Here is a 22,994-nt window from a genome sequence, read left to right as displayed (position 1 = left end):
CGAATAGTAAAAGCCGATTTTTATTCTCGCAACGCGCAAAAAAGCATATTTGTATTCCCAAATAGAATATTAAAGGACTTTACGAGCCGTAAAACGAGGCGTTACCCAGGGTATTCATGGGCGAGCTGCGTCCGATCTTCAGTCTTGCGCACCACGACTGGCGCTACCAACGCCCGGGCCTGAAGGCTGTATGCATTGCCCTCTTACTCGGCATAAATGCTCTGTAACAGGGCATCGTGCGCGCTGGCTTCGTGCATGATCATTTCCGGCAAGAGGATTTTTGCGCTGTCGGCAATTTCATCGATCAGCGCGCGCGCCACATCCGACAACGGGCTGGCGAAGGCGGAAATCAGCCCGAAGAAAAACGGAATGTTGCAGGCGATCGGTCTGACGACCACGCCTTGCACCGGCACGCCCATGGCCGTGAACGGATCGACCAGCGCAATGCCCAGCCCGACCCTGGCCATCTGCATGGCAATCAGCGACGTATTGGTGTCCAGCATGCGCGGCGGCTGACCACCCGCCTCCTGAAACGCCTTGTCGATGCGTCGACGAAAGCGATACGGGTTGGCCATGGTGATCAACGTTTGCTGACGCAGCAGCTCCATCGACAGCACCTCATGAGCGGCCAGCGCTGAATCGGCGGGCAATACCGCCACACAAGGCGCCTCGCCGATCCAGTGGATTTGCAGACCACGATGCTCCAGCGGCAGGCTGACCGCTCCCAGGTCCATGGTTTTCGACAGGACGGCCTGAACCACGTTCTCCGGAGACATGCTCTGCAACTGAATCTGTTGCGGACGCAGGTGCTCGGGCAGCCGCGACAAGGCTGTGGGCAGCAGGCCGGCCGCCAGGGCCGAGATCGCCACCAGCTTGATCTGGTGGTTCTCCTCCTGGGCAATGTGCTGCGCACGCTGGCGGATGTTGCGCACACCCAGCAGCGCACTCTCCACCTCGCCATACATCATGAACGCCTTGTGGGTAGGCGTGACCTTAGGCCCGCTGCGTTCGAACAACGCAAAGCCCAGCTCCTGTTCAAGTTCCTGAATGGCCCGGGTGACCGAGGGTTGAGACCGGCCGAGCATTTTCCCTGCCGCCGTGACACTGCCTGCCGACATGACCGCCGCGAAGGCTTCGAGCTGACGCAAATCCATAAGCATGCCTTGATCGATACACCGCCGATGAGGAAGCACGACACAGTGCTCCCCGGTTCAAAGCGCGAAAGTCTACACGCTGGTAGCGCCTGGCGTGAGCAAGCACCTCATCCGGCGATCATTACCCGGTTTCGGCCCTGCTGTTTGCCCATGTACAGCGACGTGTCGGCACGATTGAGGGCCAGCTGGAAGGCCTCGCCCGTGGCGATGGTCGCCACCGCGACTGTAGCGCTGACGGCGATGATGCGCTCATTGATCCGCCCGGCCTCTTCGGCGATACGCCGCCAGATACGTTCGGCCGCGCGCAGCGCATCTTCGGGCGTAGTGTCCGGCATGAGCACCAGAAATTCCTCGCCGCCCCAGCGTGCCGCCATATCGCTGCTGCGTACGCTTGAACCGATGATCTCGGCCACCCGTTGCAGAACCACATCGCCGGTTTCATGCCCATGGATATCATTGATCTGTTTGAAATGATCGATGTCCAGCAGGATCAACGAAGCCGACAGCCCCTGCCGCCTGGCTTCCAGTTCGCGTATGCGATGCAGCACTCGTCTGCGCGTGTAGAGATTGGTCAGGCTGTCGCGGTTGGCGATATGAAACAGGCTCAGTTGCATCGACGAGGTGAAACGTACCGACAGTGCAGTGGCGTAAATCGACAGAGTGGTCGCTGTGAGTACGTTGACGATACCGAACGCATCGAGCACGTTCTGGCTCAGACCGGTTCCCTGCCCCGTGTATCGGCGAAAAACGAAGCAGCCCACCAGCGACAGCAGAATCGCCACGCTGTAGGCAATGCGTCTGATGACGTTGAGTTGAAACGTGAAGGCAATGACCGGAATCACGCAAAATATGTAAAAACTGAAGTTGCTTTCCCAGCCCAGTTGCCATGTCGCGAGCACGGCATGGCCGATGATTTCCAGGCACATCAATTGTCCGGCTTGTCGATGCCGCCCCCTGCGGATCAGGTAGATGCAGTTGACATAAATCAGTGTGCTGACGATGTTCGCCATCCACATGATCTTCATGCCCAGGCCCAGAAACACTGTCAGCAACACACAGTGAATGCCCAGAGCGACATAAACGATCGGGGTGATGTGTTTCCAGAACTGGATAGCCGTGTCCTTGAACAGCTGGGTGCGGTCTTCCGTCGGAAGGCTCATCATCACGTTATCTCGAAATGCAGGTGGAATATGACCCTCGGCGTAGGGTTGAGATCATGACGTATTGTCGGCCTGAACCGACGCCGCTTTATACAGCGACTGGATAATATGTTTGTCTGCAGCGCCCGAACCCAGTGAATGCCGGAAGGACTCAAATGGACATCATTGAGCCCGGGTAGTGCAATCCCGTGGCTGACTTTTTCATATTCCGCCGGCCGTGTCGGCAGCATCCGGCATTACGCAGTGAGTTTGCACCCACTGGCAGCGGGTGGCGGTTTTTCGTCGTTTTACAGTAGCGATCCTGATGCTCCGCAAATATTATCGGGAGCGGACCTTGTGTTGATCACGTATTGCTCGTCAGCCCGCCCAGACGCAGGCAGCCCTGAATGATTCGGAAGGAAGCGTACCGATGGAACGTCTCACTGCAAAAGACTTTGCTCCTGAACTGCTTGAGCTCTATGACTACTACGCGCACGGCAGGATCAATCGGCGCGAGTTTCTCGATCGCGCAGCGCTGTTCACCTTTGGCGGCCTGACCGCCAGCGCGCTGCTTGCCTCGCTGAGCCCCAACTACGCGCTGGCCGAACAGGTGGAATTCACCGACCCGGACATTGTTGCCGAGTATGTTTCCTACCCTTCGCCCAAGGGGCATGGTCAGGTTCGCGGCTATCTGGTACGCCCGGCCAAAGCGGCCGGGAAAGTACCCGCAGTGGTTGTCGCACATGAGAATCGCGGCTTGAACCCGTACATCGAAGACGTGGCGCGCCGCGTTGCCAAAGCCGGTTTCATTGCGCTGGCGCCTGACGGGCTATCCTCGGTCGGCGGCTATCCGGGCAACGATGACAAGGGCCGTGAGCTGCAGCAGACGGTCAACCCGGAAAAGCTCATGAACGACTTCTTTGCCGCCATCGAGTGGCTGATGAAGCATGACGCAACCACCGGCAAGGTCGGCATCACCGGTTTCTGCTACGGCGGCGGTGTGGCCAATGCTGCTGCGGTCGCGTATCCGGAACTGGGTGCTGCGGTGTCGTTCTATGGGCGTCAGCCCAACGCCGAAGACGTGGTGAAGATCAAGGCGCCGGTGATGATTCACTACGGCGAACTGGATACCCGCATCAACGAAGGCTGGCCAGCCTATGAAAAAGCCTTGAAAGCGGCGGGCAAGACGTACGAAACGTACATTTATCCGGGCGCCAATCATGGTTTCCACAACGATTCCACCCCACGCTACGACGAAGCAGCGGCCAAACTGGCCTGGGATCGTACATTGGGGTGGTTCAACAAGTACCTGGTTTAAGTTCTGACCGAACGGCGCGACGCAGATCGGTGACGCTGAGCGTCACGCAAGGCATTCCCACGCTGGAAAATGCCACTATCGTGCGACGCTCCGCGTGGGCATGCCGTTCTGGACGCTCTGCGTCCTCTCTTATAGCGCCCTCACCCGTTCCAGCAGTACCTGTAATGGATGCTGCACCACCTTGCCATCCTGGCGCTTGACCTGGCTGCGGCATGAGTAGCCATCGGCGATCAGTCGACCTTCAGCGCCGTGCCGCGCCACCAGTGGCTGCCAGGACTGACGGTAGATGGTATCGCTGGTTTTCGCGTTTCGGGTTTCATGCCCATAGGTGCCGGACATGCCGCAGCAACCACTGGCCAGCACCTCCAGCTTGAGCCCGGCGCGGGCAAAGGCTTTCTGCCAGAGGCCGACACTGGCGGGCTCGTTGGTCTTTTCAGTGCAATGCGGCAGGAAGTAGTACGTTTCTGCCGACGCGCCATCACCACCTTCCTCGACCGTAGACGCCAGCCATTCCTGCGGCAGCATGACCTCGGGCACATTCTCGCTGCCCAGCGTCTTGCTGTACTCCTGGCGGTAAACCAGGGTCATGGCCGGGTCCAGACCGATCAGCGGGATGCCGTACCCGGCCAGCTTGCCCAGCGACTGACTGTTGAAACCGGCAGCTTTCTCGAACGCCTGCAGAAAACCCTGCACCTGCAGCGGCTTGCCATTGGGCGCAAACGGTGCGAGGTAGACCTGATAACCGAGACGTGAAATCAGCTCCAGCCAGTCTGCCGCCAGCGGGGTTTCGAAGTATCGGGTGAATGCATCCTGAACCAGCACCACCGTGCGCTTGCGCTCTTCCTCGCTCAATGCGGCCAGACGCTGCGGCGTGGCGATGCCCACATTCCAGCGAGCACAAGCCGCACGGAAGTCGGTCAGGCTCAATAACGGGCTGTCGACCATGCCGGCCACATGTTCGAGCAGGTAACGCACCGGCCTTGCGCCCATGATCGCGTTGTACAGCTTCGGAAAGCGCGCCAGGTGCGGAATGCTGAACTCCAGCGAGCCAATCAGATAATCCTTGATCGGGCGCAGGTAGCGGCTGTGGTACAGCTCGAGAAAGCGCGAACGGAACTCGGGCACGTTGACTTTCACCGGGCACTGTCCCGCACAGGACTTGCAGGCCAGGCAACCGGCCATGGCGTCGTAGACTTCGTGGGAGAAATCCTTCTGCCCCGCCACCCTGGCGACACTGTTGACGGTTCGCTCGGCAAGGCTTTTCAGCACATTGGCACTGCGCGCCCTGGCGCTGGCGGTGAGGACATTGACGTCCTGCTCGCCTTGCAGGCGCAGCCATTCCCTGACCAGCGAAGCGCGGCCCTTGGGTGAGTGAATTCGGTCACGGGTGGCCTTCCACGACGGACACATGGCGTCGTCGGTGTCATAGTTGTAACAGGCGCCATTGCCATTGCAGTGCAACGCGCTGTCGTAGCTTTGCCAGACCCGTTCATCGATCGTACGATCCAGATCGCCACGCAACGTCACTTCATCCACCAGCGTCAGGCGCGCGTCGGGCACTGTGGCAGGCGTGGCGATCTTGCCGGGGTTAAGCTGGTTGAACGGGTCGCAGGCGGCCTTGAGGGCCTGCAACGCGGGATACAACTCGCCGAAATATTCAGGCACGTATTGCGAACGCAGACCCTTGCCATGCTCACCCCACAGCAGCCCGCCATAACGCTTGGTCAGCGCCGCGACTGCGTCGGAAATCGGCCGAATCAGCGCAGCCTGCGCGGGGTCCTTCATGTCCAGAATCGGCCGCACGTGCAGCACGCCGGCATCCACATGGCCGAACATGCCGTATTGCAGGCCGTGGCTGTCCAGCAGCGCACGGAACTCCTGAATGTAATCGGCAAGATTTTCCGGCGGCACGGCAGTGTCTTCGACAAACGGCTGCGGCCTGGCTTCACCCTTGACGTTGCCGAGCAGCCCCACCGAGCGCTTGCGCATGGTGTAGACGCGATTCACTGCCGCACTGCCAGCCGCCAGCGTGTGGCCGAGACGCAGCACCGACGTGTCAGTCTGCAAGTGCGCAACGAACGCATGAACGCGCTGCTCCACTTCACTCAACTCATCGCCGCTGAATTCGATCAGGTTGATGCCCAGCGTCGGCGTTGCAGGGTCCTGGGGGAAATACTCGGCCACGCCATGCCAGACGATATCCTGCATGGCCAGCATCAGCACCTTGGAGTCCACGGTCTCGATGGACAGCGGCTTGTGCGCCATCAAGGCCTTGGCGTCCCGTAGGGCGTCCATGAAACCGGCATAGCGAACGTTGACCAGAATCGAATGTTTGGGGATCGGCAGGACGTTGAGTCGGGCCTCGACGATAAAACCCAGCGAGCCTTCAGAGCCGCAGAGCACGCTGTTGAGGTTGAAACGCCCGTCTTCCTCGCGCAGGTGCGCCAGGTCGTAACCGGTCAGACAGCGGTTAAGCGGTGGGAAAACATCCTTGATCAATTGTGCCTGCGTATCGGCAATCTGCTGCGCGCAACGATAAACGTCGCCGGCGCGGTCGACGCGTGCCTGCTCGCTGGCCAGTTGTTCGACATTCAGTGCATGGCTGTTGACGTACGAACCGCCCAGCAACACGGTCGATAGCTCAAGGACGTGATCACGGGTCTTGCCGTAGGTGCAACTGCCCTGCCCGCTGGCATCGGTGTTGATCATGCCGCCAATCGTGGCACGGTTGGAAGTCGACAGTTCCGGCGCGAAAAACAGCCCGTGCGGCTTGAGCGCGGCATTGAGCTGGTCCTTGACCACGCCGGTCTGCACGCGCACCCAACGTTCCTCGACGTTGATCTCGAGAATAGCGTTCATGTGTCGCGACAGGTCGACCACCACCCCGTCGGTCAGTGATTGCCCGTTGGTCCCGGTGCCGCCACCACGCGGGGTCAACACCACCTGTTGGTGCTCGGGCCGCGCCGCCAGCCGGGCGACGATTGCGACGTCATGGCTGTCCATCGGGAACACGGCAGCCTGTGGCAGGCGCTGGTAGATGGAGTTGTCAGTGGCCAGCACGGTGCGCGAACCGTGGTCACGGGCTATTTCGCCACGAAAGCCGGCCTCCGCCAGGGCATTGAGGAAACGGTCATAGTGACCGATCTGCTCAGAGGTCGGTTTCAGCAGCGCAATCATGGTGGTCTTCCTCGCTAGGCGTTTTATATGCAAAGCACGTATGCTTCGAAACGCTCGAATGCATGGCGTTATCAACGGTCAGCGTGATTCTCCTGCCTGTCATGCTTCAGTGCAAACGTAAAACCTGCCGTTTTTCCATGAGTTTTATGAATGAACACCCGAAGACTGACGCCCTCCATGTCGCTGCTGCTCGCCTTCGAGGCCGCCGCCCGGCATGGCAGCTTCACCAAGGCCGCAGACGAACTGGCCCTGACCCAGAGCGCTGTCAGCCGGCAGGTGCAGGCGCTGGAGGCGCAACTGGAAGTCGAGCTGTTCAAGCGCGACGGCAGACGCATCGAGCTGACCACCGCAGGCGCGCTGTATCAGCATGAGCTGGCTGCCGCGCTGGGCCGCATCCGCAGTGCGACCCTGCAAACCATCGCGCACAAGACCGAAGGCGGCACGCTGCATCTGGCCGTGCTGCCGACCTTTGGCTCGAAGTGGCTGCTGCCACGCATGAATGACTTTTACACCCGGCATCCGGGCTATGTGGTGCACATCCATTCACGCATCGTGCATGCCGACCTGACGCCCGCTGCCAGCGAAATGAACGCGATCATCTGTGCCGGCAACGGCAACTGGCCCGGTTACATCGCGCATCCGCTGGTCAGTGAAAAACTGGTGGTGATTGCCAGCCCGGCTGCCCTTGCCGGCTACCAGACGATGACCCCGGCGCAGGTTGCCCAGCATTCGTTATTGAGCGTGGTGTCGCGGCCCAATGCCTGGTCGGACTGGTTCGACAGTAATCGGCTGGACCATCACATCATGCGCCCCGGTCCGAGCTTCGAACTGACCTCGCACCTGATCCAGGCCGTCGCGGCCGGCATTGGTGTCGCGCTGGTCCCGCGCATTCTGGTGCAGGACGAAATCCACAGTGGCGAACTGGTCACCCTGTTCGAGCCCCTGGACAGCGGACGCAATTATTACCTGGCCTACGCCACGCGTTTTCAGAACCTGCCATCGCTGTGCGTGTTCAGGGACTGGCTGCTGTCGACGCCGTTTCCCGACACTTTGTAAAACCTGCCCGCAACAGGAGCCACTGTGCGTATCGAGCCTCTTCCGCCGCTGCAGAACCTGATCGCTTTCGAAGCTGCCGTCCGGCATGGCAGCTTCACGCGTGCCGCCAGCGAACTGAACCTGACCCAGAGCGCGATCAGCCGTCAGGTCGCGCAACTGGAGGAATTTCTCGGCCGCGCGCTGTTTCGTCGCGAGCACAAGCGCATTCATCTGACGGTCGCCGGGCAGATTTACGCCGAGCAGATCCAGCGCGTATTGACGTTGTGCGCCGAGGCCACCGCTCAGGTGATCACTCACAGCGGCGATCAGCAGCTGACCCTGGCCTGCTCCAGTGGCGTGGCGGCCTTGTGGCTGGGGCCTTTGCTGGGACGTTATCGCGATGCCTTCCCGGCCGTGGATATCCGCCTGCGCGTGGTCGACGGGCTGGATTCGCTGATTCGCGCCGAATTCGATCTGGCGCTGTATTTTCTGCGCGAAGTCTCACCGGCGGGTCTCGACAGCCGTCTGCTGTTCGCCGAATCGGTCAATGCCTACTGCTCGCCCGACTATCTGGACGGACGTCTGCTGGAGCCCGCGCAGTTGCTGGATCATTGCCTGCTGATGCTCGAAGACGGCCAGCGTCAATGGTTGTCATGGGGTGACTGGTTCGGCCGCCAGGGTGTCGATGCCTCGCTGATCCGTAAGCGCATGACCGTCAATCTGTATCCGGTGCTGGTCGATCTGGCGGTCGCCGGGCACGGCATCGTGCTCGGCTGGCAGCCAATGATCGACCGCCACGTACAGTCCGGCGCGCTGGTGCCCGCCTGCCGCAAGAGCGTCGGCGCGGTAGGTGGCTACTACCTGCTGACACCCAGCGGCAAGACGCCTCGGCGTGCCGCACGCGCCTTCGAGAAATGGCTGGCGGACGAAATCGCCACACTGGCGCCAGTGCCCTGAAACCTGCATGCGTCTGGCGCATGCAAATCTGCGTAATAAGCGTTTTCTTAAAATCCGCCCAGCGCCTACTCTCGACTGAAACGGGCAAAAAGACCTGACTCAGCCGCACTCACAACCAACCTGCCCCTCAATCAATGCAGCCGATGCAGGGGGCTTCCCTGCGTGTATCGCATGCAGGAGCTTATCCGGTGAGCACATTACAATCCTCTGCTTCACGCCCCCATGAACAAAAGGCACGCCGCGCGGTAGTCGCCACGGTGATCGGCAATGGCCTTGAATGGTTTGACTTCACGGTCTACAGCTTCTTCTCGGTGATCATCGCCAAGGTGTTCTTCCCCACCGGCAGCGAACTGACGTCTTACCTGCTGGCGCTGGCGACCTTCGGGGTCGGCTTTTTCATGCGTCCGGTGGGCGGCATTGTGCTGGGCATCTATAGCGACAAGCGCGGACGCAAGGCGGCATTGTCGCTGACCATCCTGCTGATGGCGCTGGGTACGCTGATCATCGGGCTTACACCCGGATTCGCGCAGATCGGCTATCTGGCACCGCTGCTGATTGTCCTGGCGCGCCTGCTGCAAGGCTTCTCTGCCGGTGGCGAGATGGGCAGCGCCACAGCGTTTCTGACCGAGCATGCGCCTGAGGGCAGGAAAGCCTTCTACTCCAGCTGGATTCAGGCCAGCATCGGCGTCGCGGTGCTGCTGGGTTCCGCGCTGGGCGCGGTGCTGTCCAGTTACCTGACCCAGGCACAGCTCGAAAGCTGGGGCTGGAGGGTGCCGTTTCTGATCGGCACGCTGATCGGGCCGGTCGGCTTTTATATTCGCAGCCGGGTTGACGAGACACCTGCCTACAAGGCTGCCAAACCGGTCGAATCGCCGCTGCGCGAAGTGATCAAGACCTACCCGCGACAGACCCTGATCAGCTTTTCGCTGGTCGTGCTGTGGACCGTCTGCACCTATGCCATCCTGTTTTACATTCCGTCCTACGCCCAGCGCGTGCTTGGTCTGCCGTCATGGATGGGCTTCAGCGCGGGCATGATGGGCGGCGCGGTGCTGATCGTCGCCACGCCGATTGTCGGCGCCCTGGCCGACCGCAGCGGGCATCGCCCCTGGCTGCTGGGCTCGGCCATTGCCATCTTCCTCAGCGCCTACCCGATGTTTCTGTTCATCAACCAGATGCCAGGGCTGTTTTCACTGTTGATCTTCGAGTTGGTGCTCGGCCTGCTGATTTCCGCTTACATCGGCTCGATCCTCGCAGCCTTCGGTGAATTGCTGCCCACCCACGTGCTGTCCACCGGGCTTTCGGTGGCCTACAACTTCGCCGTCACCCTCTTCGGCGGCTTTGCCACCTTCACCATCACCTGGCTGATTGCCTCGACCGGCAGCAACCTGGCGCCGGCCTTCTACATCATGTTCGCCGCCATCGTCAGCGGTATTGGCGCACTGCTTTATCACGACCGTGCGCCCGCGGCACACCAACCCTTGTCTGGAGCTTACCAATGAGTACCACTGAAGCCACACACCTGATCCTGCGCAACGGCCGCCTGCTGGACGTGCAACAAGGACAATTGATTTCAGGCCAGGAGGTCGTGATCGAGGGTGAGCGCATTGTCGCGGTGCGCGCCGAGGGTGAACCGGCCCCGGCGGGCGCTCAGGTCATCGATCTGGGTGGCAGAACACTGATGCCCGGCCTGATCGACTGCCATGTGCACGTGCTGGCTTCCAACGCCAACCTGGGCATGAACGCCCTGCAACCCAACGCAATCATCATGTACCGCGCCTTGCCGATTCTGGCGGCGATGCTCGACCGTGGTTTTACCACCGTGCGCGATGCCGGGGGTGCTGACTGGGCGTTGGCCCGTTCGATTCAGATGGGGCTGATTCCCGGCCCGCGCATCTTCGCATCGGGCAAGGCACTGTCGCAGACCGGTGGCCATGGCGACATGCGCGCACGTGGCGAACTGCTGCTCAACGAGCCCTGCTCCTGCTGCTTCCGCGCCGGGGCCATCGCCCGCGTGGTGGATGGCGTCGACAACGTGCGTCTGGCAGTACGCGAAGAGCTGCAGCAAGGCGCCAACCAGATCAAGATCATGGCCTCGGGCGGTGTGTCCTCGCCAACCGACCCGATTGCCAACACCCAATACAGCGAAGCTGAAATTCGCGCCATCGTCGATGAGGCCGTCGCGGCGAACACCTACGTCATGGCCCACGCCTACACCGCTCGGGCGATTCGCCGTGCCATCGAATGCGGCGTCAGGACCATCGAACATGGCAATCTGGTCGATGCCGACACCGCGCGGCTGATGGCTGAGAAAGGCGCATTTGCGGTACCTACCCAGGTCACTTACGAAATGCTCGCCGAATATGGCGAACGCTTTGGGCTGCCGGCTGACTCGGTCGCGAAGATCGAGGATGTGCGCCAGGCCGGGCGCAATGCCCTGTTACTGTTCGCCGAAGCGGGCGTTCCGATGGGCTATGGCTCGGATTTGCTGGGTGAAATGCATGAGTACCAGACTCATGAATTGAAGATTCGCGCAGAACTGCTGGGTAATCTGGCAGCGCTGCGCAGTGCGACAAGTGTGGCGGCGCAGATCCTTCAGCGTGAAGGCGAACTGGGCTGCATCGCCGCCGGTGCGATAGCCGATCTGCTGGTGGTGGATGGCGACCCGCTGAGCGATATCAGTTGCCTGGTCGGTCAGGGCGAGCACCTGGCGATGATTGTTCAGGGCGGTCATGTGCGCAAGAACACTCTGGTCTGACGCCTGGTCAGTGCGTGTCGTCAGTGCGCGTTGTGGTCCCAGATCCAGCTCCACGCACCGGGCAAGCTGACAGGCTCGCCCGCCGCCTTGACCGTGCGGACCAGTGCCGCGCGCTGCAACTGCCCGCTGTCGTCATAGAACGGCTTGTCGGCGAGCCGAACGCCGGTCTGCCCGGCACTGTCGACCAGAATCTGCAGGTACTCCCGCGCATGCCGCGCGGTGTAGCGGTTCAAGTCATGGAAGGTCACCACCACCGGAATCACGCCATCCACCGCAGGCAGCTCGCCGGCGGCAATGCGCTCGCGCACCTGCGAGAGCTGGGTGACCATGTTGGAACGGCGGCGCAGGCTGAAGTTATAGCCCCAGATCTTGCCGTCATTGGCACTCAGGTCAGTGAGCAGTACCTGAAGATGGTGGCGCTGATAGGCGCTGAACGTGCGTTTGTCGTAGTTCCAGAACGGCGGACGCAGCAAGGTGGTCGGCACTCCGGTGATCGAGGCAATGATCGCGCAGCCCTGGGTCAGGGATTGCTCCAGTTCCTCATCGCTCAGCGAACGGTGGTTGGTGTGGTGCGGCGTTGCGGTGTGAAAGCCCAGCAGGTGCCCCTCTTCATGTTGACGATGCATGATCGCCCGGCCCTGATCACTGTTACCCGCACCGGTTGCGCCGGTCTGCACGAAGAACACCGCCTTGATGCCTGGCTGCAGCGGATTGTCGGCCAGGCTGTCGAGCACGGTGATGCTGGGGTTGTAGAACGTCGAAGCACTCGGACCATCGTCAAAGGTCAGCAGAAATCGAACCGGTGGCTGTTGCTGCAGCTGCGCGGCGGTTTTCGCGGTCAGCGGGATCGGCGCGCTGATGCAGGCCGACAGGCTTGCAGCGATGGCCAGTACGCAAAAAGCCTTGAGCACGAACTTAATCACGGTAGGGAATCCTGTGGCCGGTCTGCTGAAGCGCACGAATGATCATCCACAGGCGCGGCAAACACAATCACTGCCGCCCGAAGTTTATCGGCACCGAAACAACTCATGCGATTGAAGTCGGCATGGCTTACCGGCATATGCTGGCAGTCGATGGCCTGCCGATGCAGGCTGTGATCGATATCGGGATCGTGCAGGTAGACGAAATCGCTGTCGCAATCGGTGACCATCACCCAGTGCGGTGCCTTGGAACGGGTCAGGCGGTAACTGCTGATCAGCACCAGCGGCTTGCCGCCGTCGGCCAGCAGGCCTGGCAGATTCAACGAGCGATTGGGCAGTGTCTGCACTCCTGCGGTTTGCAGCGCATCACAGAACTGCTCGTGAACCAGGCGAATCACCTGTTTCTTGTTGTCACTGCGCACACCGCCCAGAAACAACGGGCCCGAAACCGATACCAGCAGCTTCACCGCGAAGCCCCGTTGAAGAGCCGCCAGCGCAAGCCCCTGAGGGCTGCAACCGCCGTGGCCGGAGGTCATGAACACCGTGGTCGCCTCGCGCCAGATCTGCAATTCTTCGCCACGGCCCATCGAGCGCGCAGGTTGCAGGGCTTTCATGGCCATCAGCAGACAGGCCGGGCCACAGGTGAACTCCAGGGTCTGCTGGTAGTAAGGCACTGAGCGACTGTCCAGCCTGGCGTGTTCAACGATGCGTTTTTCGTAGCGCAAGGCCGGGGCATGGTCTTGATAATAGTCGTCGACCTGGGCGAAACGCCGATAACCGCTGCGCTCGTAAAGCGCGATGGCAGCGCCGTTATCGGGGCGCACCTCAAGGCGCAGGTAAGCGCAGTCGCTGCCCACGGCCTGCTGCTCGGCACGTTGCAACAACTGTCTGCCCAGTCCCTTGCCCCGCGCTGCATCGGCAATCGCCAGCGAATACAAGCGCCCCAATGAGGTGCCCCGATGAAACAGCACCAGCGCATAGCCGGTGAGCTGTCCGGCCTGCTCGGCGACGATCAGGCTGGCATTGGCGCGGCGGATCATCCAGTGAAAGCTGCGCGCGGTCAGACGGTCGCCGTCAAAACACTGGTTCTCCAGAAGCAGCAAGTCGTCGACATCGGTTTCAACTGCATCTCGAAATATAAAGTCCATCTGCACCGCCGTAAAAGTTGTGTAACGAAACGGGACATTTCAAAAAGCACATGCTTAATAGAAAGGACTTGTTTCCCATCGGATCGATTACACATGTCAGCGGCACAGGTGAAGATGAACGAAGTATCTGCGCAACTTGCGCTTTCAGCAACAACCCGACGTGCAGACCCCACAACACTCTTTGCAGCGCAGAGGCAACTGGTGATTATTGTCGAACGCCTCGAAGACTGGGCATCGTACTTTCCCAGCGAAGACCTGATCAGCGCCCAGGACTACCTGGAAAAACCGCTGAAAGCCACGGCAGGCAGGCGTGTGCAAGTCATCAACCTGTGCCGCAGCTACAAATACCTGGGCCACGGTTATTACTGTTCCCTGCTGGCCGAAGCGCGCCAGCACAATGTCATTCCCTCGGTAAAGACCATCAGCGAGTTGACCCGCAAGTCACTCTACGGCCTGGCCCTCGATGACCTGGACAAGTTGCTGGAAACCGCACTTGAGGATCATCCGTATGACGACACTGAAGGGTTTACCCTGACACTGTACTTCGGCCAGACCACACTTGAGCCGTTGAAGGATCTTGCCCGTCAGTTGTTTGAAGTCTTCCCCTGTCCGATCCTGATGGTGGAGTTTCGCAAGCGCGACAACTGGCACATTGCGGGTATCAAGGCCGGCGCTCTGCCGCGTCTGCGCGAAGATCAGCAGGATGAGTTCGCCTCGGCGCTGGAAGGCTTCAGCCGCAACGTCTGGCGCCAGCCCAGTTCCCGGCGCATGGCCCGCTACGACCTGGCGATTTTGCATGATCCGCAGGAACAGCTGCCGCCGTCCAACCCTGAGGCGCTGGCCAATTTCATCCGCGTCGGTCAGCGCCTGGGCATCGATGTCGAGCTGATTGAAAAGAAAGACTACGCCCGGCTGGCCGAGTACGACGCGCTGCTGATTCGCGAAACCACCAGCGTCGACAACCACACCTATCGCTTTGCCAAGAAAGCCGAAAGCGAGGGGCTGGTGGTCATGGATGACTCCACCTCGATCCTGCGCTGCACCAACAAGGTGTATTTGACCGACCTGCTCAAAAGCCACGATCTGGGCATGCCGCGAACGGAAATTCTCTACAAGGACCGCCCGGAAGAACTGCAGCACGTGGCCACACGCCTGGGCTTCCCGCTGGTATTGAAGATCCCTGACGGCTGCTTTTCCAGAGGTGTGATCAAGGTCAGTACACCCGAGGAAATGCACACGGCGACGACGCAGTTGTTCGAGCACTCGGTATTGCTGCTGGCTCAGGAGTTTTTCTACACCGAGTACGACTGGCGGATCGGCATTCTCAATCGCAAACCGATATTCGCCTGCCAGTACTTCATGTCCAAGGGGCATTGGCAGATCTACAACCACAAGGCGATCGGCGCCGAGGTGATTGGCGAATGCCGCACGCTGGCGGTGCACGAAGCGCCGCGCGCCGTGGTCGAACTGGCGCTCAAGACCGCCAACCTGATCGGTGACGGATTGTATGGCGTGGACTTGAAGCAGTCAGGCGATCAAGTGGTGGTGATCGAGGTCAACGACAACCCGAACCTGGATGCCGGCATCGAAGACGCTTATCTGCAGGATGATCTGTACAGCCTGGTGCTGGAAGAGTTCGTCCGCCGTCTGGAGCTCAAGCGCCTCGGTCAGGCATGGTGAAACGATGATTCAGGGCCTGAAACTCGACAACAACCAGTTGCTGGCATGTGATCCGCAAAAGGCCCAGGTGCTGTGGTTCAGCAAACCGGATGCCGGAGAACGCAGATTATTGCTGGAGCGATTTCATCTTGATGAGCACGCTGTTGCCTCGGCACTCGACCCGGACGAAATTTCGCGCATCGAGTTTCACCCTGATGCATTGTTCGTCATCTGGAAACGCCCCGAGAACTATTCGGGCAAGGACAGCTTCTCGTTCGACGTTTCGTCCTTTGGCGTGCTGCTGAGCCGGGACCAGCTGGTGCTGATCTGTGATGACGAGCAACCCTTGAGCGCACTAGGGGCTCACCGTCCGTTGAACCAGCCGCTGGATATCCTTCTGGAGCTGCTGTTCAACAACATTCATCACTACTTGGGGCACTTGAAAGTCATCAAGATGGTCGCCCGTGAATTGCAGCAGAAATTCAACTCTTCACTGGAAAACCGCCATCTGCTGCAGATGTTCAACCTCAGCGAAAGTCTGGTGTATTACATCAACGCCATCCACAGCAACGGTGCGGTCCTGACGCGTCTGCGCAATCATGCGCAAGCCAGGCAATACCCAGCAGAAAGCCTGGCGCTGATCGACGACATGATCATCGAGAACGATCAGTGCTACAAACAGGCGGAGATCTATTCCACGGTGTTCGCCGGTCTGATGGATGCGCGCGGCAACCTGGTCAATAACAGCACCAACACCCTGCTGCGCAAACTGACCTTGATCAATGTGGTGTTTCTGCCATTGAACCTGATTGCCGGGATCGGCGGCATGTCGGAATTCAGCATGATGACCGCCCCACTGCACTGGTGGGTGGCTTACCCGGCACTGCTGCTGGCCATGCTCGGGATGGGGGCGGTGATGGTCTGGGGACTGCGCAGAATGGCGCGCGCAGCCTGAGCGGTTATTGCTCCCAATCGGCCTTGGCGATCTGCAGACCGTGCAGGCCGTTATAGGCCGCGCGCTCGGGGGACTGCCAGCCGTCCAGCAGCGCGGCGTCGAGGTCATAGATCTCGACCCCCAGCGGCCGGCAGACGCTCAACGGGTCCTGCGCATCAGGCCCCCACATCGGCAGTGACAGGTCGCCACCCGGACAGGTCGACAAGGCACACAGCAGGTCGATTTCCGCGAAAAACTCCAGATAGTCGCCCTTCTGCGCCGGGCACGCTTTCATGAAATACAGGTCGTCGTGGTTCAGGCCGGTGCACTGGAAGATGTTCAGCACATCATGCACATCGAACTCGGTCAGCCCGTGCGGCAGCACTGCGCGGGTCAGGTTGGAGTGGCAGTGATGGTGAAAGTCTTCACCGGTCAGCATCTTGTTGATGTAGGGATCGCAGCGCGTGCCGAGCAGGTCATGCAGGCGGCCGCCGTGCTCGTCGGTTCCGTAACTGGCCAGACTGTCATCGGTGATGGTTACCATTGGCCGCAAAAACGGCAGGTTCGACCACAGCCGATCATGGGTGCTGACATGCGCGCCCTGCAACTGCCGCGTGCGCGCAGCCCACAGTCGCTCGCGGGGGTCGTTGGCGTTCCAGACATTGAAATCGCCGACTTGCGGACCCACCGGTGTGGTGACCCGAAACACTTGGCCAGCCTTGACCTTCCAGGCCCGCCCGGTACGAATCGGTACGTCTAACTGTTCGACGAGGGTGCGTTGCTGCGCATTCGTGCGGATGCGCTCATAAAAGGCAGTGTCGACTTGCAGCGCCGCGCCTTTGCTGACCTGGTAAGCGGCTGGATAGTCTTTGTACATACTGGGCTTCTCGGTGGCAGGATGTGCCGATTGATACTGCAAATTGCAGGCCCGATTACTGAAAATCCCGGCTGCGCACATCCAGTCCGGTGAGCAGCGGCGTCAGGTCGTACAGGCGCTGGGCAATCAGGTGCCGCACCCCGCTTTTCGATTCCAGTCGCCCGAACACCTGCAGCAATTGCGAACCCACCAGCACCTTGCGCTGGCGCTCGGCCAGGTCGCGCCAGACCACCACATTGACCATGCCGAACTCATCTTCCAGGGTGACGAAGGTCACGCCACTCGCGGTGCCCGGTCGTTGACGACCAATGACGAGTCCCGCCACGCTGAGGGTCCGGTCGTTTTCCAGGTGTAACAAGTCTTGTGAGCTGCGAAAGCGCTTGGCAGCCAGTTGCCGGCGCAGCAAGGCCAGCGGGTGTGGGCCCAGGGTGGTACCCAGCGTCGTGTAGTCGGCCACCAGGTCTTCGGCCACGGTCGGCAGCGGCAAGATCACCTGGGTTTCTTCGCTGGGCAGGTCGTCGAACAGCGGGCGCTGGGCCTCAACCCCGGCGACTTCCCAGCGCGCCCGGTGCCGATGGCCGATCAGGCCGCGCAAGGCACCGGAATCCGCCAGCGCTTCGGCGGCGCGCGCGTCCAGTTCGGCGCGCAACGTCAGGTCCGTGGCATCGACAAACGGGCGTTTCGCGCGCGCGACTTCGATGCGCAAGGCATCTTCTTCACGAAAGCTACGGACCATGCGCAGCCCGAGACGAATCGCCAGATTGCGCGTGCGGTCAGGATGATCGAGCGGCTCCAGCGAGCAATCCCAATCGCTGTAACGCACATCCACCGGGCGAATTTCAATGTGATGGCGGCGTGCGTCCTGCAGCAATTGATCCGGGCTATAGAACCCCATTGGCCAGCTGTTGATCAGTGCACAGGTGAACGCTGCCGGTTCGTGGCACTTGAGCCAGCAACTGGCGTAGGTCAGCAAGGCGAAACTGGCGGCATGGGATTCGGGGAAACCATAACTGCCAAAGCCCTTGATCTGTTCGAAGATCCGGTCGGCAAAGTCCGCTTCGTAGCCGTTTTTCAGCATGCCCGTGCGCAGCCGTTCGCGATGCGGCTCGAGCCCGCCGTGACGTTTCCATGCGGCCATAGCGCGACGTAACTCATCCGCCTCGCCCGGCGTGTAGTCGGCGGCCAGAATGGCCACTTCCATGACCTGCTCCTGGAACAGCGGCACACCCAGGGTGCGCTTGAACACCGATTCAAGCTTGGGCGGATAGGTGACGTTCTCTTCACCATTGCGCCGCCGCAGGTACGGGTGAACCATGTCGCCCTGAATCGGCCCTGGCCGGACAATGGCGACTTCGATGACCAGGTCGTAGAATTTTTCCGGTCTGAGGCGCGGCAGCATGGCCATCTGCGCACGCGACTCGATCTGAAACACGCCGATGGTGTCGGCGCGGCTGATCATTTCGTAGGTTTTCCGGTCGTCGCCCGGAAGAGTCGCCAAAGTCCATCGTTGGCCACGGTGCAAATGCACCAGATCGAACGTGCGGCGCAAGGCACTGAGCATGCCCAGTGCAAGAATGTCGACTTTCAGCAGGCCGACCAGGTCCAGATCGTCCTTGTCCCACTGGATGATGGTGCGGTCGGCCATCGCGGCGTTCTCGACCGGCACTAGCGTTTCAAGCGGGTGTTCGGAAATCACGAATCCACCCGGGTGTTGCGACAGGTGCCGGGGAAAACCGATCAGTTCGCCGGTCAACGCCAGCACGCGCTTGAGGATCGGCGTGTCGGCATCGAAGCCGTATTCGCGCAAGCGCTCAGGCGACGGCAGTGAATCGCTCCAGCGGCTGAAGGCTTCGGCCAATGCATTGATCTGCTCTGGCGGCAAGCCCAGCACCTTGGCCACGTCACGCATTGCGCCGGAGCCATGATAGGTGCTGGCTACGGCCGTCAGCGCGGCCCTGCCCCGGCCATAGCGCCGGAAGATGTACTGAATGACTTCTTCGCGGCGGTCATGCTCGAAATCCACGTCGATGTCCGGTGGCTCGTTGCGCTCTCTGGAGATGAAGCGCTCGAACAGCAGGTTGCTCTGTTCCGGGTTCAGTTCAGTGATCCCCAGCGCATAACACACTGCCGAGTTGGCCGCCGAGCCGCGCCCCTGACACAGAATGTGCTGGCTGCGGGCAAACTCCACGATGTCATGCACGGTCAGAAAGTAGCTGTCGAACTTCTTTTCCGCGATCAGCGCCAGTTCCTTCTCGACCTGCGCACGGGTGGCCGCTGTCAGGCCGCCCGGCCAGCGCCTGCGAACGCCGCGTTCGGTCAGTTCACGTAGCCAGGACGTAGAGGTTTGGCCCTTGGGGACCAGCTCATGCGGGTATTCATACTTCAAATCGCCCAGGTCGAACGTGCAGCGCCGGGCAATACGCACCGACTCGGCCAGCAGCCAGTCCGGGTAATGCTCGCTGAGCGCATCAAGTGGCCGCAAATGGCGCTCGCCATTGGCAAACAGCAGATGACCTGCCTCGGCCACTGTGGTGTGGTGGCGGATGGCAGTCATGGTGTCCTGCAGGGCACGCCGGCCACGCGCGTGCATGTGCACATCGCCACTGGCCACTGCCGGAATACCCAGCGATTGTGCCAGCGCCAGCAGGTCGGCCAGCCGCTGCTCGTCATCCGGGCCGCGGTGCAGCCCGACACCCAGCCACAGGCGCTCGGCAAATCGCTCACGCAACCAGCGCCCGCCGGCCAGACAGGCTTGAGCATCGCCGTCGAGGTCCGGCAGCCAGAGGGCCAGCAACCCGTCCGGCGCAGGCTCGAAGTCTTCGCGCAACAAGCGGTATTCACCTTTTCTGGCCCGGCGGCGCGCTACCGTGATCAGTTTGCACAGCGCCTCATAGCCTGCCTGGTTTTCCACCAGCAAGACGACTTTCGGGCCGTTTTCGATGTGCATTTCACTGCCGACGATCAAGGGCAGACCGGTGCTTTTTGACGCCTGCCAGGCGCGTACGATGCCGGCCAGGGTGCACTCGTCGGTGATTGCCAGCGCTTTGTAGCCATGACGCAACGCCCGTTCGAACAACTCGCGTGCGCTCGAGGCGCCCCGCTGAAAGCTGAAGTTGGACAGGCAATGCAGCTCGGCGTATTCGCGGGTCATGCGAACCAGCCATGCAGCAGCAGTTCACCCGGCTCGCCAACCGCGCGATACGCCCAGGCGCGTTGGCCACTGGCGGTTTCGACCAGGTAATAGTCGCGGCGCACATCGCCGCCGTCCCACCACCCGGATTCGATTCGCTCGGGCCCGGCCACGATGCGGGTCGCCTGCACTGGCAGCGGCTGAGGCTCGCGCAGCAGCCAGCCTGGACGCGTGAAGCCTCTGGCTGGCAGGACCGGTTTACTGCTGCTGTGCGCTTGCCAGGCACATTCGGGACGATAATCGGCCTGGGCGCGCAAGCCATTGACCGACTCGTCGCCCAGACGCGCCCGCAGGCGCTCGCGCAGTTGCTCCCAGGGCAAGGTCTGCTGCACGCGCTCATCGAACAACTGACGGTGCGCCGGGACGAAATCCGGCAAGTCTCGCGCCAGCAGGCGCACGGCACGTACCGGCGACGCGACCAGCACCTGCTCCAGCCTGCCGCGGGCCAGTTCGAAGAGCATCGACGCATCGCGCTCGGCGCTCAGCAGCCCGACCGGTACGACAGTCTCCGGCACGACGGTTTCCGGCCCTGGCACATGCTCGAGGTGCAGGGAAAATCGCTGCACACCGCTGTCGCGTCCGGCCAGGAACAAGGCCAGATCGGCGATCAGCCGCTTGAGCGGAAACAACAGGGCCTGATGGGACTCGACATCGAAATTCAGCTCGATGCGTACATCGAAAAAGTCCGGCGGCGTGTAGCACTCCAGCGCCACAGGGCGCTCGCCGAGCAAGGTATCAAGGTGCTGCAGCACGCTGGCCGGAAACCGCCGAGCCAGCGTATCGCGGGGCAGCGCCAGCACCTGCCGCACACTGCGCAGTCCCATGCGTGTCAGGGCGGTAGCGGTGTCGCGGCTCAGGCCGATGCGTTCCAGTGGCATCTGCTCCAGACGGCGACGCAATTCATGCGGACAGTCGATGCTCAGCCCGTCATGCATGTTGGCCAGCATTCGCGCGGCTATGGGGTTGGGCGCGACCACGATGCGATGGCGGAAACCCTGTGTGGTCAGCTCTTCACGCAAACGCGCCTCGAACACCGGCCAGGGGCCGAACAGCTTGAGGCTGGATTCGATTTCCATCAGCAGCACCCGCGGGTACTTGAGGCTGACATTGGAACTGAAGCCGTAGGCCCAGGCCGCGAGCAGTTGCTGCAAACGCTCGATATCGGCCGGGTCATGCTCGATCGTGGTGAAGTTGGGCACCAGCGCCTGGGCTGCGGTCAGCGATTGCCCGGCTTTCAGACCCAACGCACGCGCAGCCGGATTGACGCTCTGCAACACGCGACGTTGAGCGCTGCCGCTGATCAGCGCCAGCGGTTCATCGGGGTTGCCGTGACGACGCATGACGCCGTCCAGCGCCAGTTGCGGCAGCAAGACACAGGCCCAGAGCATAAGAACCTCAAGCGTCGGTCGGGAACGGAATGGGGAAAGGCGGCGCAAGTCCGCCCCGGCATTTGAGTACCCGCAACTGTGCGGGACGGGTATCGAGCGCTATGCGCAGGGCCGCAGGTGAAGGGTTGGCGGCGGCCTGCTGCGGGCGACAGGCAAAGGCAAGGGTCTGCCCGGTTTCGGCAGCCACCTGCAAGCGTCGCAACGCACGGTCATCGACCATGCCCGGCCAGCACACGATCGCGCCACAGCTGCCGGAGCGCAGGCATTGCTCGGCAGCCCACAAGGCATCGCGGTTACTCGCCTCGATCACCACCAACTGGCGCAGATCGACGCCGGCGGCCAGCCACGCCTGTGGGTACGGAATATAGGGCGGTGCGACCAGCACAATGCGCTCAGCGATCGCGGAAAGCCGCGCCAGGCTCGGCCACAGCAGGCGCAGTTCGCCGCTGCCATTGGCCGGGATGAGGATTTCAGTCATGGCCGCAGCAGGCCAGCCGCCGGTGGGCAAGGCAGCGTCCAGCAACGCATGGCCACTGGGCTGCGGGCTGACCTGTGGCGCGCTCTGCTGTCGCCCTTTCCAGACCCTGCGCTCATCCAGCAAGGCGTCCAGGCTGACCACCGCGCCCATCATTCGCGACGCACCAGCCCGCAGAACACGCCTTCGATGGCGAAGTCCTGATCGGGCGTGACGATGATCGGTTCGTAGGCCGGGTTGCGCGGTAACAGGCGAACCTGGTCGGCACGGCGTTGCAGGCGTTTGATGGTCACCTCGCCGTCCAGACGGGCAACCACGATCTGCCCGTCACTGGCCTGCGGGTTACGGTGCACGCCCACCAGGTCGCCATCGAGAATGCCGTCCTCGATCATCGAGTCGCCCTGCACGCGCAGCAGGTAGTCCGGCACACGGGTAAAGGTGCTGCGGTCCAGGTGCAGCGTGGTGTGGATATCGAGATCAGGCCCGATCGGTACGCCCGCCGCCACGCGCCCCAGGACCGGAATTTCCAGCAATTCGGGCCGTGGCTCAGTGTTCAGCAGGCGAATGCCCCGTGCCTGATGCGGAACGACTTCGATCAGCCCGGCTTCAGTCAGGGCCACAATGTGTTTGCGCGCCACGCTACGCGAAGCAAAACCGAAAGCCTCGGAAATTTCCGCCAGGCTCGGTGATTGCCCCTGCTGCGCGATGCGATCGCGGATGAAGGTAAGAATAGCGCTGCGTCGAGGAGATAATGTGCTCATGGAGTACATTTGTACTCCATTCGGTATGGTGTGACTAGCGCGCTTTGTCGGATTCAAGAGGCGCGGTGTTGCATGCCCACCGACAGGCGCTGACCACCACTACGGTC

Annotated in this window: 17 protein-coding genes; 7 read left to right on the top strand and 10 right to left on the bottom strand. The window is 61.4% G+C overall.

Annotated elements, in window-relative coordinates:
* Positions 1–203 precede the first annotated feature (203 nt).
* Together KUIN1_RS13265 and KUIN1_RS13260 are read right to left on the bottom strand one after the other, a co-directional pair.
* Positions 204–1,154 (bottom strand): LysR family transcriptional regulator, encoded by a 951-nt coding sequence (locus KUIN1_RS13265; RefSeq protein WP_060406180.1) that lies wholly within the window; start codon positions 1,152–1,154, stop codon positions 204–206.
* Between the two features lie 107 nt (positions 1,155–1,261).
* A complete protein-coding gene (locus KUIN1_RS13260) occupies positions 1,262–2,317 on the bottom strand; it encodes a GGDEF domain-containing protein (RefSeq protein WP_024638749.1) in 1,056 nt (351 codons plus the stop codon).
* A 406-nt stretch (positions 2,318–2,723) separates the two neighbouring features.
* On the opposite strand from KUIN1_RS13260, the gene yghX reads away from it, so the two are divergent.
* Positions 2,724–3,611, top strand: coding sequence for a YghX family hydrolase (gene yghX, locus KUIN1_RS13255; protein ID WP_116799645.1), 888 nt, complete (start codon positions 2,724–2,726; stop codon positions 3,609–3,611).
* Between the two features lie 129 nt (positions 3,612–3,740).
* On the opposite strand, the gene ydiJ is transcribed toward yghX, so the two are convergent.
* Positions 3,741–6,788, bottom strand: a complete 3,048-nt coding sequence (gene ydiJ / locus KUIN1_RS13245) for a D-2-hydroxyglutarate dehydrogenase YdiJ (RefSeq protein WP_152092029.1) — start codon at positions 6,786–6,788, stop codon at positions 3,741–3,743.
* Between the two features lie 150 nt (positions 6,789–6,938).
* Here ydiJ and KUIN1_RS13240 point away from each other — a divergent pair, with 150 nt between their 5' ends.
* The 4 genes from KUIN1_RS13240 (at position 6,939) to KUIN1_RS13225 (ending at position 11,535) form a co-directional block, all read left to right on the top strand.
* Entirely contained in the window at positions 6,939–7,844 is a 906-nt protein-coding gene (locus tag KUIN1_RS13240) for a LysR substrate-binding domain-containing protein (protein ID WP_116886476.1), read from the top strand.
* A gap of 24 nt (positions 7,845–7,868) precedes the next feature.
* Complete coding sequence (locus KUIN1_RS13235) at positions 7,869–8,780, top strand: LysR substrate-binding domain-containing protein (RefSeq protein ID WP_116886477.1); 912 nt, start codon at positions 7,869–7,871, stop codon at positions 8,778–8,780.
* A 188-nt stretch (positions 8,781–8,968) separates the two neighbouring features.
* Positions 8,969–10,279 carry an MFS transporter gene (locus tag KUIN1_RS13230; protein WP_116886478.1) on the top strand — a complete coding sequence of 437 codons (1,311 nt, stop codon included), beginning with the start codon at positions 8,969–8,971 and terminating at the stop codon, positions 10,277–10,279.
* On the top strand, positions 10,276–11,535 hold the full coding sequence (locus tag KUIN1_RS13225; protein ID WP_116886479.1) for a metal-dependent hydrolase family protein: 1,260 nt from the start codon (positions 10,276–10,278) through the stop codon (positions 11,533–11,535). Before KUIN1_RS13230 ends, KUIN1_RS13225 begins: the two co-directional genes overlap by 4 nt.
* 20 nt (positions 11,536–11,555) lie before the next feature.
* Here the strand turns inward: KUIN1_RS13225 and KUIN1_RS13220 are convergent, their stop codons facing one another.
* Positions 11,556–12,458: a polysaccharide deacetylase family protein gene (locus KUIN1_RS13220; RefSeq protein ID WP_116886480.1), complete on the bottom strand. Its 903-nt coding sequence runs from the start codon at positions 12,456–12,458 to the stop codon at positions 11,556–11,558.
* Entirely contained in the window at positions 12,455–13,603 is a 1,149-nt protein-coding gene (locus tag KUIN1_RS13215) for a GNAT family N-acetyltransferase/peptidase C39 family protein (protein ID WP_116886481.1), read from the bottom strand. The genes KUIN1_RS13220 and KUIN1_RS13215 overlap by 4 nt, the downstream gene beginning before the upstream one ends.
* A gap of 93 nt (positions 13,604–13,696) precedes the next feature.
* Here KUIN1_RS13215 and KUIN1_RS13210 point away from each other — a divergent pair, with 93 nt between their 5' ends.
* Together KUIN1_RS13210 and KUIN1_RS13205 are read left to right on the top strand one after the other, a co-directional pair.
* The gene (locus tag KUIN1_RS13210; protein WP_024648386.1) at positions 13,697–15,283 is read left to right on the top strand and encodes a RimK family protein; all 1,587 of its coding nucleotides are present in this window, start codon (positions 13,697–13,699) and stop codon (positions 15,281–15,283) included.
* A 4-nt stretch (positions 15,284–15,287) separates the two neighbouring features.
* On the top strand, positions 15,288–16,217 hold the full coding sequence (locus tag KUIN1_RS13205) for a magnesium transporter CorA family protein (protein ID WP_011267746.1): 930 nt from the start codon (positions 15,288–15,290) through the stop codon (positions 16,215–16,217).
* A gap of 4 nt (positions 16,218–16,221) precedes the next feature.
* Here the strand turns inward: KUIN1_RS13205 and KUIN1_RS13200 are convergent, their stop codons facing one another.
* From KUIN1_RS13200 to lexA, 5 genes are read right to left on the bottom strand one after another with little or no spacing between them, the layout of a single operon-like run.
* A complete protein-coding gene (locus KUIN1_RS13200; RefSeq protein ID WP_152092028.1) occupies positions 16,222–17,073 on the bottom strand; it encodes an urea carboxylase-associated family protein in 852 nt (283 codons plus the stop codon).
* Between the two features lie 55 nt (positions 17,074–17,128).
* A complete protein-coding gene (locus KUIN1_RS13195) occupies positions 17,129–20,224 on the bottom strand; it encodes an error-prone DNA polymerase (protein WP_024651420.1) in 3,096 nt (1,031 codons plus the stop codon).
* Complete coding sequence (locus KUIN1_RS13190) at positions 20,221–21,651, bottom strand: Y-family DNA polymerase (protein WP_011267743.1); 1,431 nt, start codon at positions 21,649–21,651, stop codon at positions 20,221–20,223. The genes KUIN1_RS13195 and KUIN1_RS13190 overlap by 4 nt, the downstream gene beginning before the upstream one ends.
* Positions 21,652–21,658: 7 nt before the next feature.
* The gene (gene imuA, locus KUIN1_RS13185) at positions 21,659–22,279 is read right to left on the bottom strand and encodes a translesion DNA synthesis-associated protein ImuA (protein WP_024638761.1); all 621 of its coding nucleotides are present in this window, start codon (positions 22,277–22,279) and stop codon (positions 21,659–21,661) included.
* Positions 22,279–22,896: a transcriptional repressor LexA gene (gene lexA / locus KUIN1_RS13180; RefSeq protein WP_011267741.1), complete on the bottom strand. Its 618-nt coding sequence runs from the start codon at positions 22,894–22,896 to the stop codon at positions 22,279–22,281. The genes imuA and lexA overlap by 1 nt, the downstream gene beginning before the upstream one ends.
* Between the last annotated feature and the right edge of the window lie 98 nt (positions 22,897–22,994).

This window comes from Pseudomonas sp. KUIN-1 (assembly GCF_009176725.1).
GTDB lineage: Bacteria > Pseudomonadota > Gammaproteobacteria > Pseudomonadales > Pseudomonadaceae > Aquipseudomonas > Aquipseudomonas fragariae.
This window is presented reverse-complemented; position numbering and strand designations above follow the sequence as displayed.

What these genes read in the sequence shown, in the direction of transcription:
- KUIN1_RS13190 (WP_011267743.1), bottom strand. Translation starts at nt 21,651, where the DNA reads ATGCTCTGGGCCTGTGTCTTGCTGCCGCAACTGGCGCTGGACGGCGTC.
- KUIN1_RS13260 (WP_024638749.1), bottom strand. Translation starts at nt 2,317, where the DNA reads ATGATGAGCCTTCCGACGGAAGACCGCACCCAGCTGTTCAAGGACACG.
- KUIN1_RS13265 (WP_060406180.1), bottom strand. Translation starts at nt 1,154, where the DNA reads ATGGATTTGCGTCAGCTCGAAGCCTTCGCGGCGGTCATGTCGGCAGGC.
- KUIN1_RS13240 (WP_116886476.1), top strand. Translation starts at nt 6,939, where the DNA reads ATGAACACCCGAAGACTGACGCCCTCCATGTCGCTGCTGCTCGCCTTC.
- ydiJ (WP_152092029.1), bottom strand. Translation starts at nt 6,788, where the DNA reads ATGATTGCGCTGCTGAAACCGACCTCTGAGCAGATCGGTCACTATGAC.
- KUIN1_RS13195 (WP_024651420.1), bottom strand. Translation starts at nt 20,224, where the DNA reads ATGACCCGCGAATACGCCGAGCTGCATTGCCTGTCCAACTTCAGCTTT.
- KUIN1_RS13200 (WP_152092028.1), bottom strand. Translation starts at nt 17,073, where the DNA reads ATGTACAAAGACTATCCAGCCGCTTACCAGGTCAGCAAAGGCGCGGCG.
- lexA (WP_011267741.1), bottom strand. Translation starts at nt 22,896, where the DNA reads ATGTACTCCATGAGCACATTATCTCCTCGACGCAGCGCTATTCTTACC.
- KUIN1_RS13210 (WP_024648386.1), top strand. Translation starts at nt 13,697, where the DNA reads ATGTCAGCGGCACAGGTGAAGATGAACGAAGTATCTGCGCAACTTGCG.
- KUIN1_RS13205 (WP_011267746.1), top strand. Translation starts at nt 15,288, where the DNA reads ATGATTCAGGGCCTGAAACTCGACAACAACCAGTTGCTGGCATGTGAT.
- KUIN1_RS13215 (WP_116886481.1), bottom strand. Translation starts at nt 13,603, where the DNA reads ATGGACTTTATATTTCGAGATGCAGTTGAAACCGATGTCGACGACTTG.
- yghX (WP_116799645.1), top strand. Translation starts at nt 2,724, where the DNA reads ATGGAACGTCTCACTGCAAAAGACTTTGCTCCTGAACTGCTTGAGCTC.
- KUIN1_RS13225 (WP_116886479.1), top strand. Translation starts at nt 10,276, where the DNA reads ATGAGTACCACTGAAGCCACACACCTGATCCTGCGCAACGGCCGCCTG.
- imuA (WP_024638761.1), bottom strand. Translation starts at nt 22,279, where the DNA reads ATGGGCGCGGTGGTCAGCCTGGACGCCTTGCTGGATGAGCGCAGGGTC.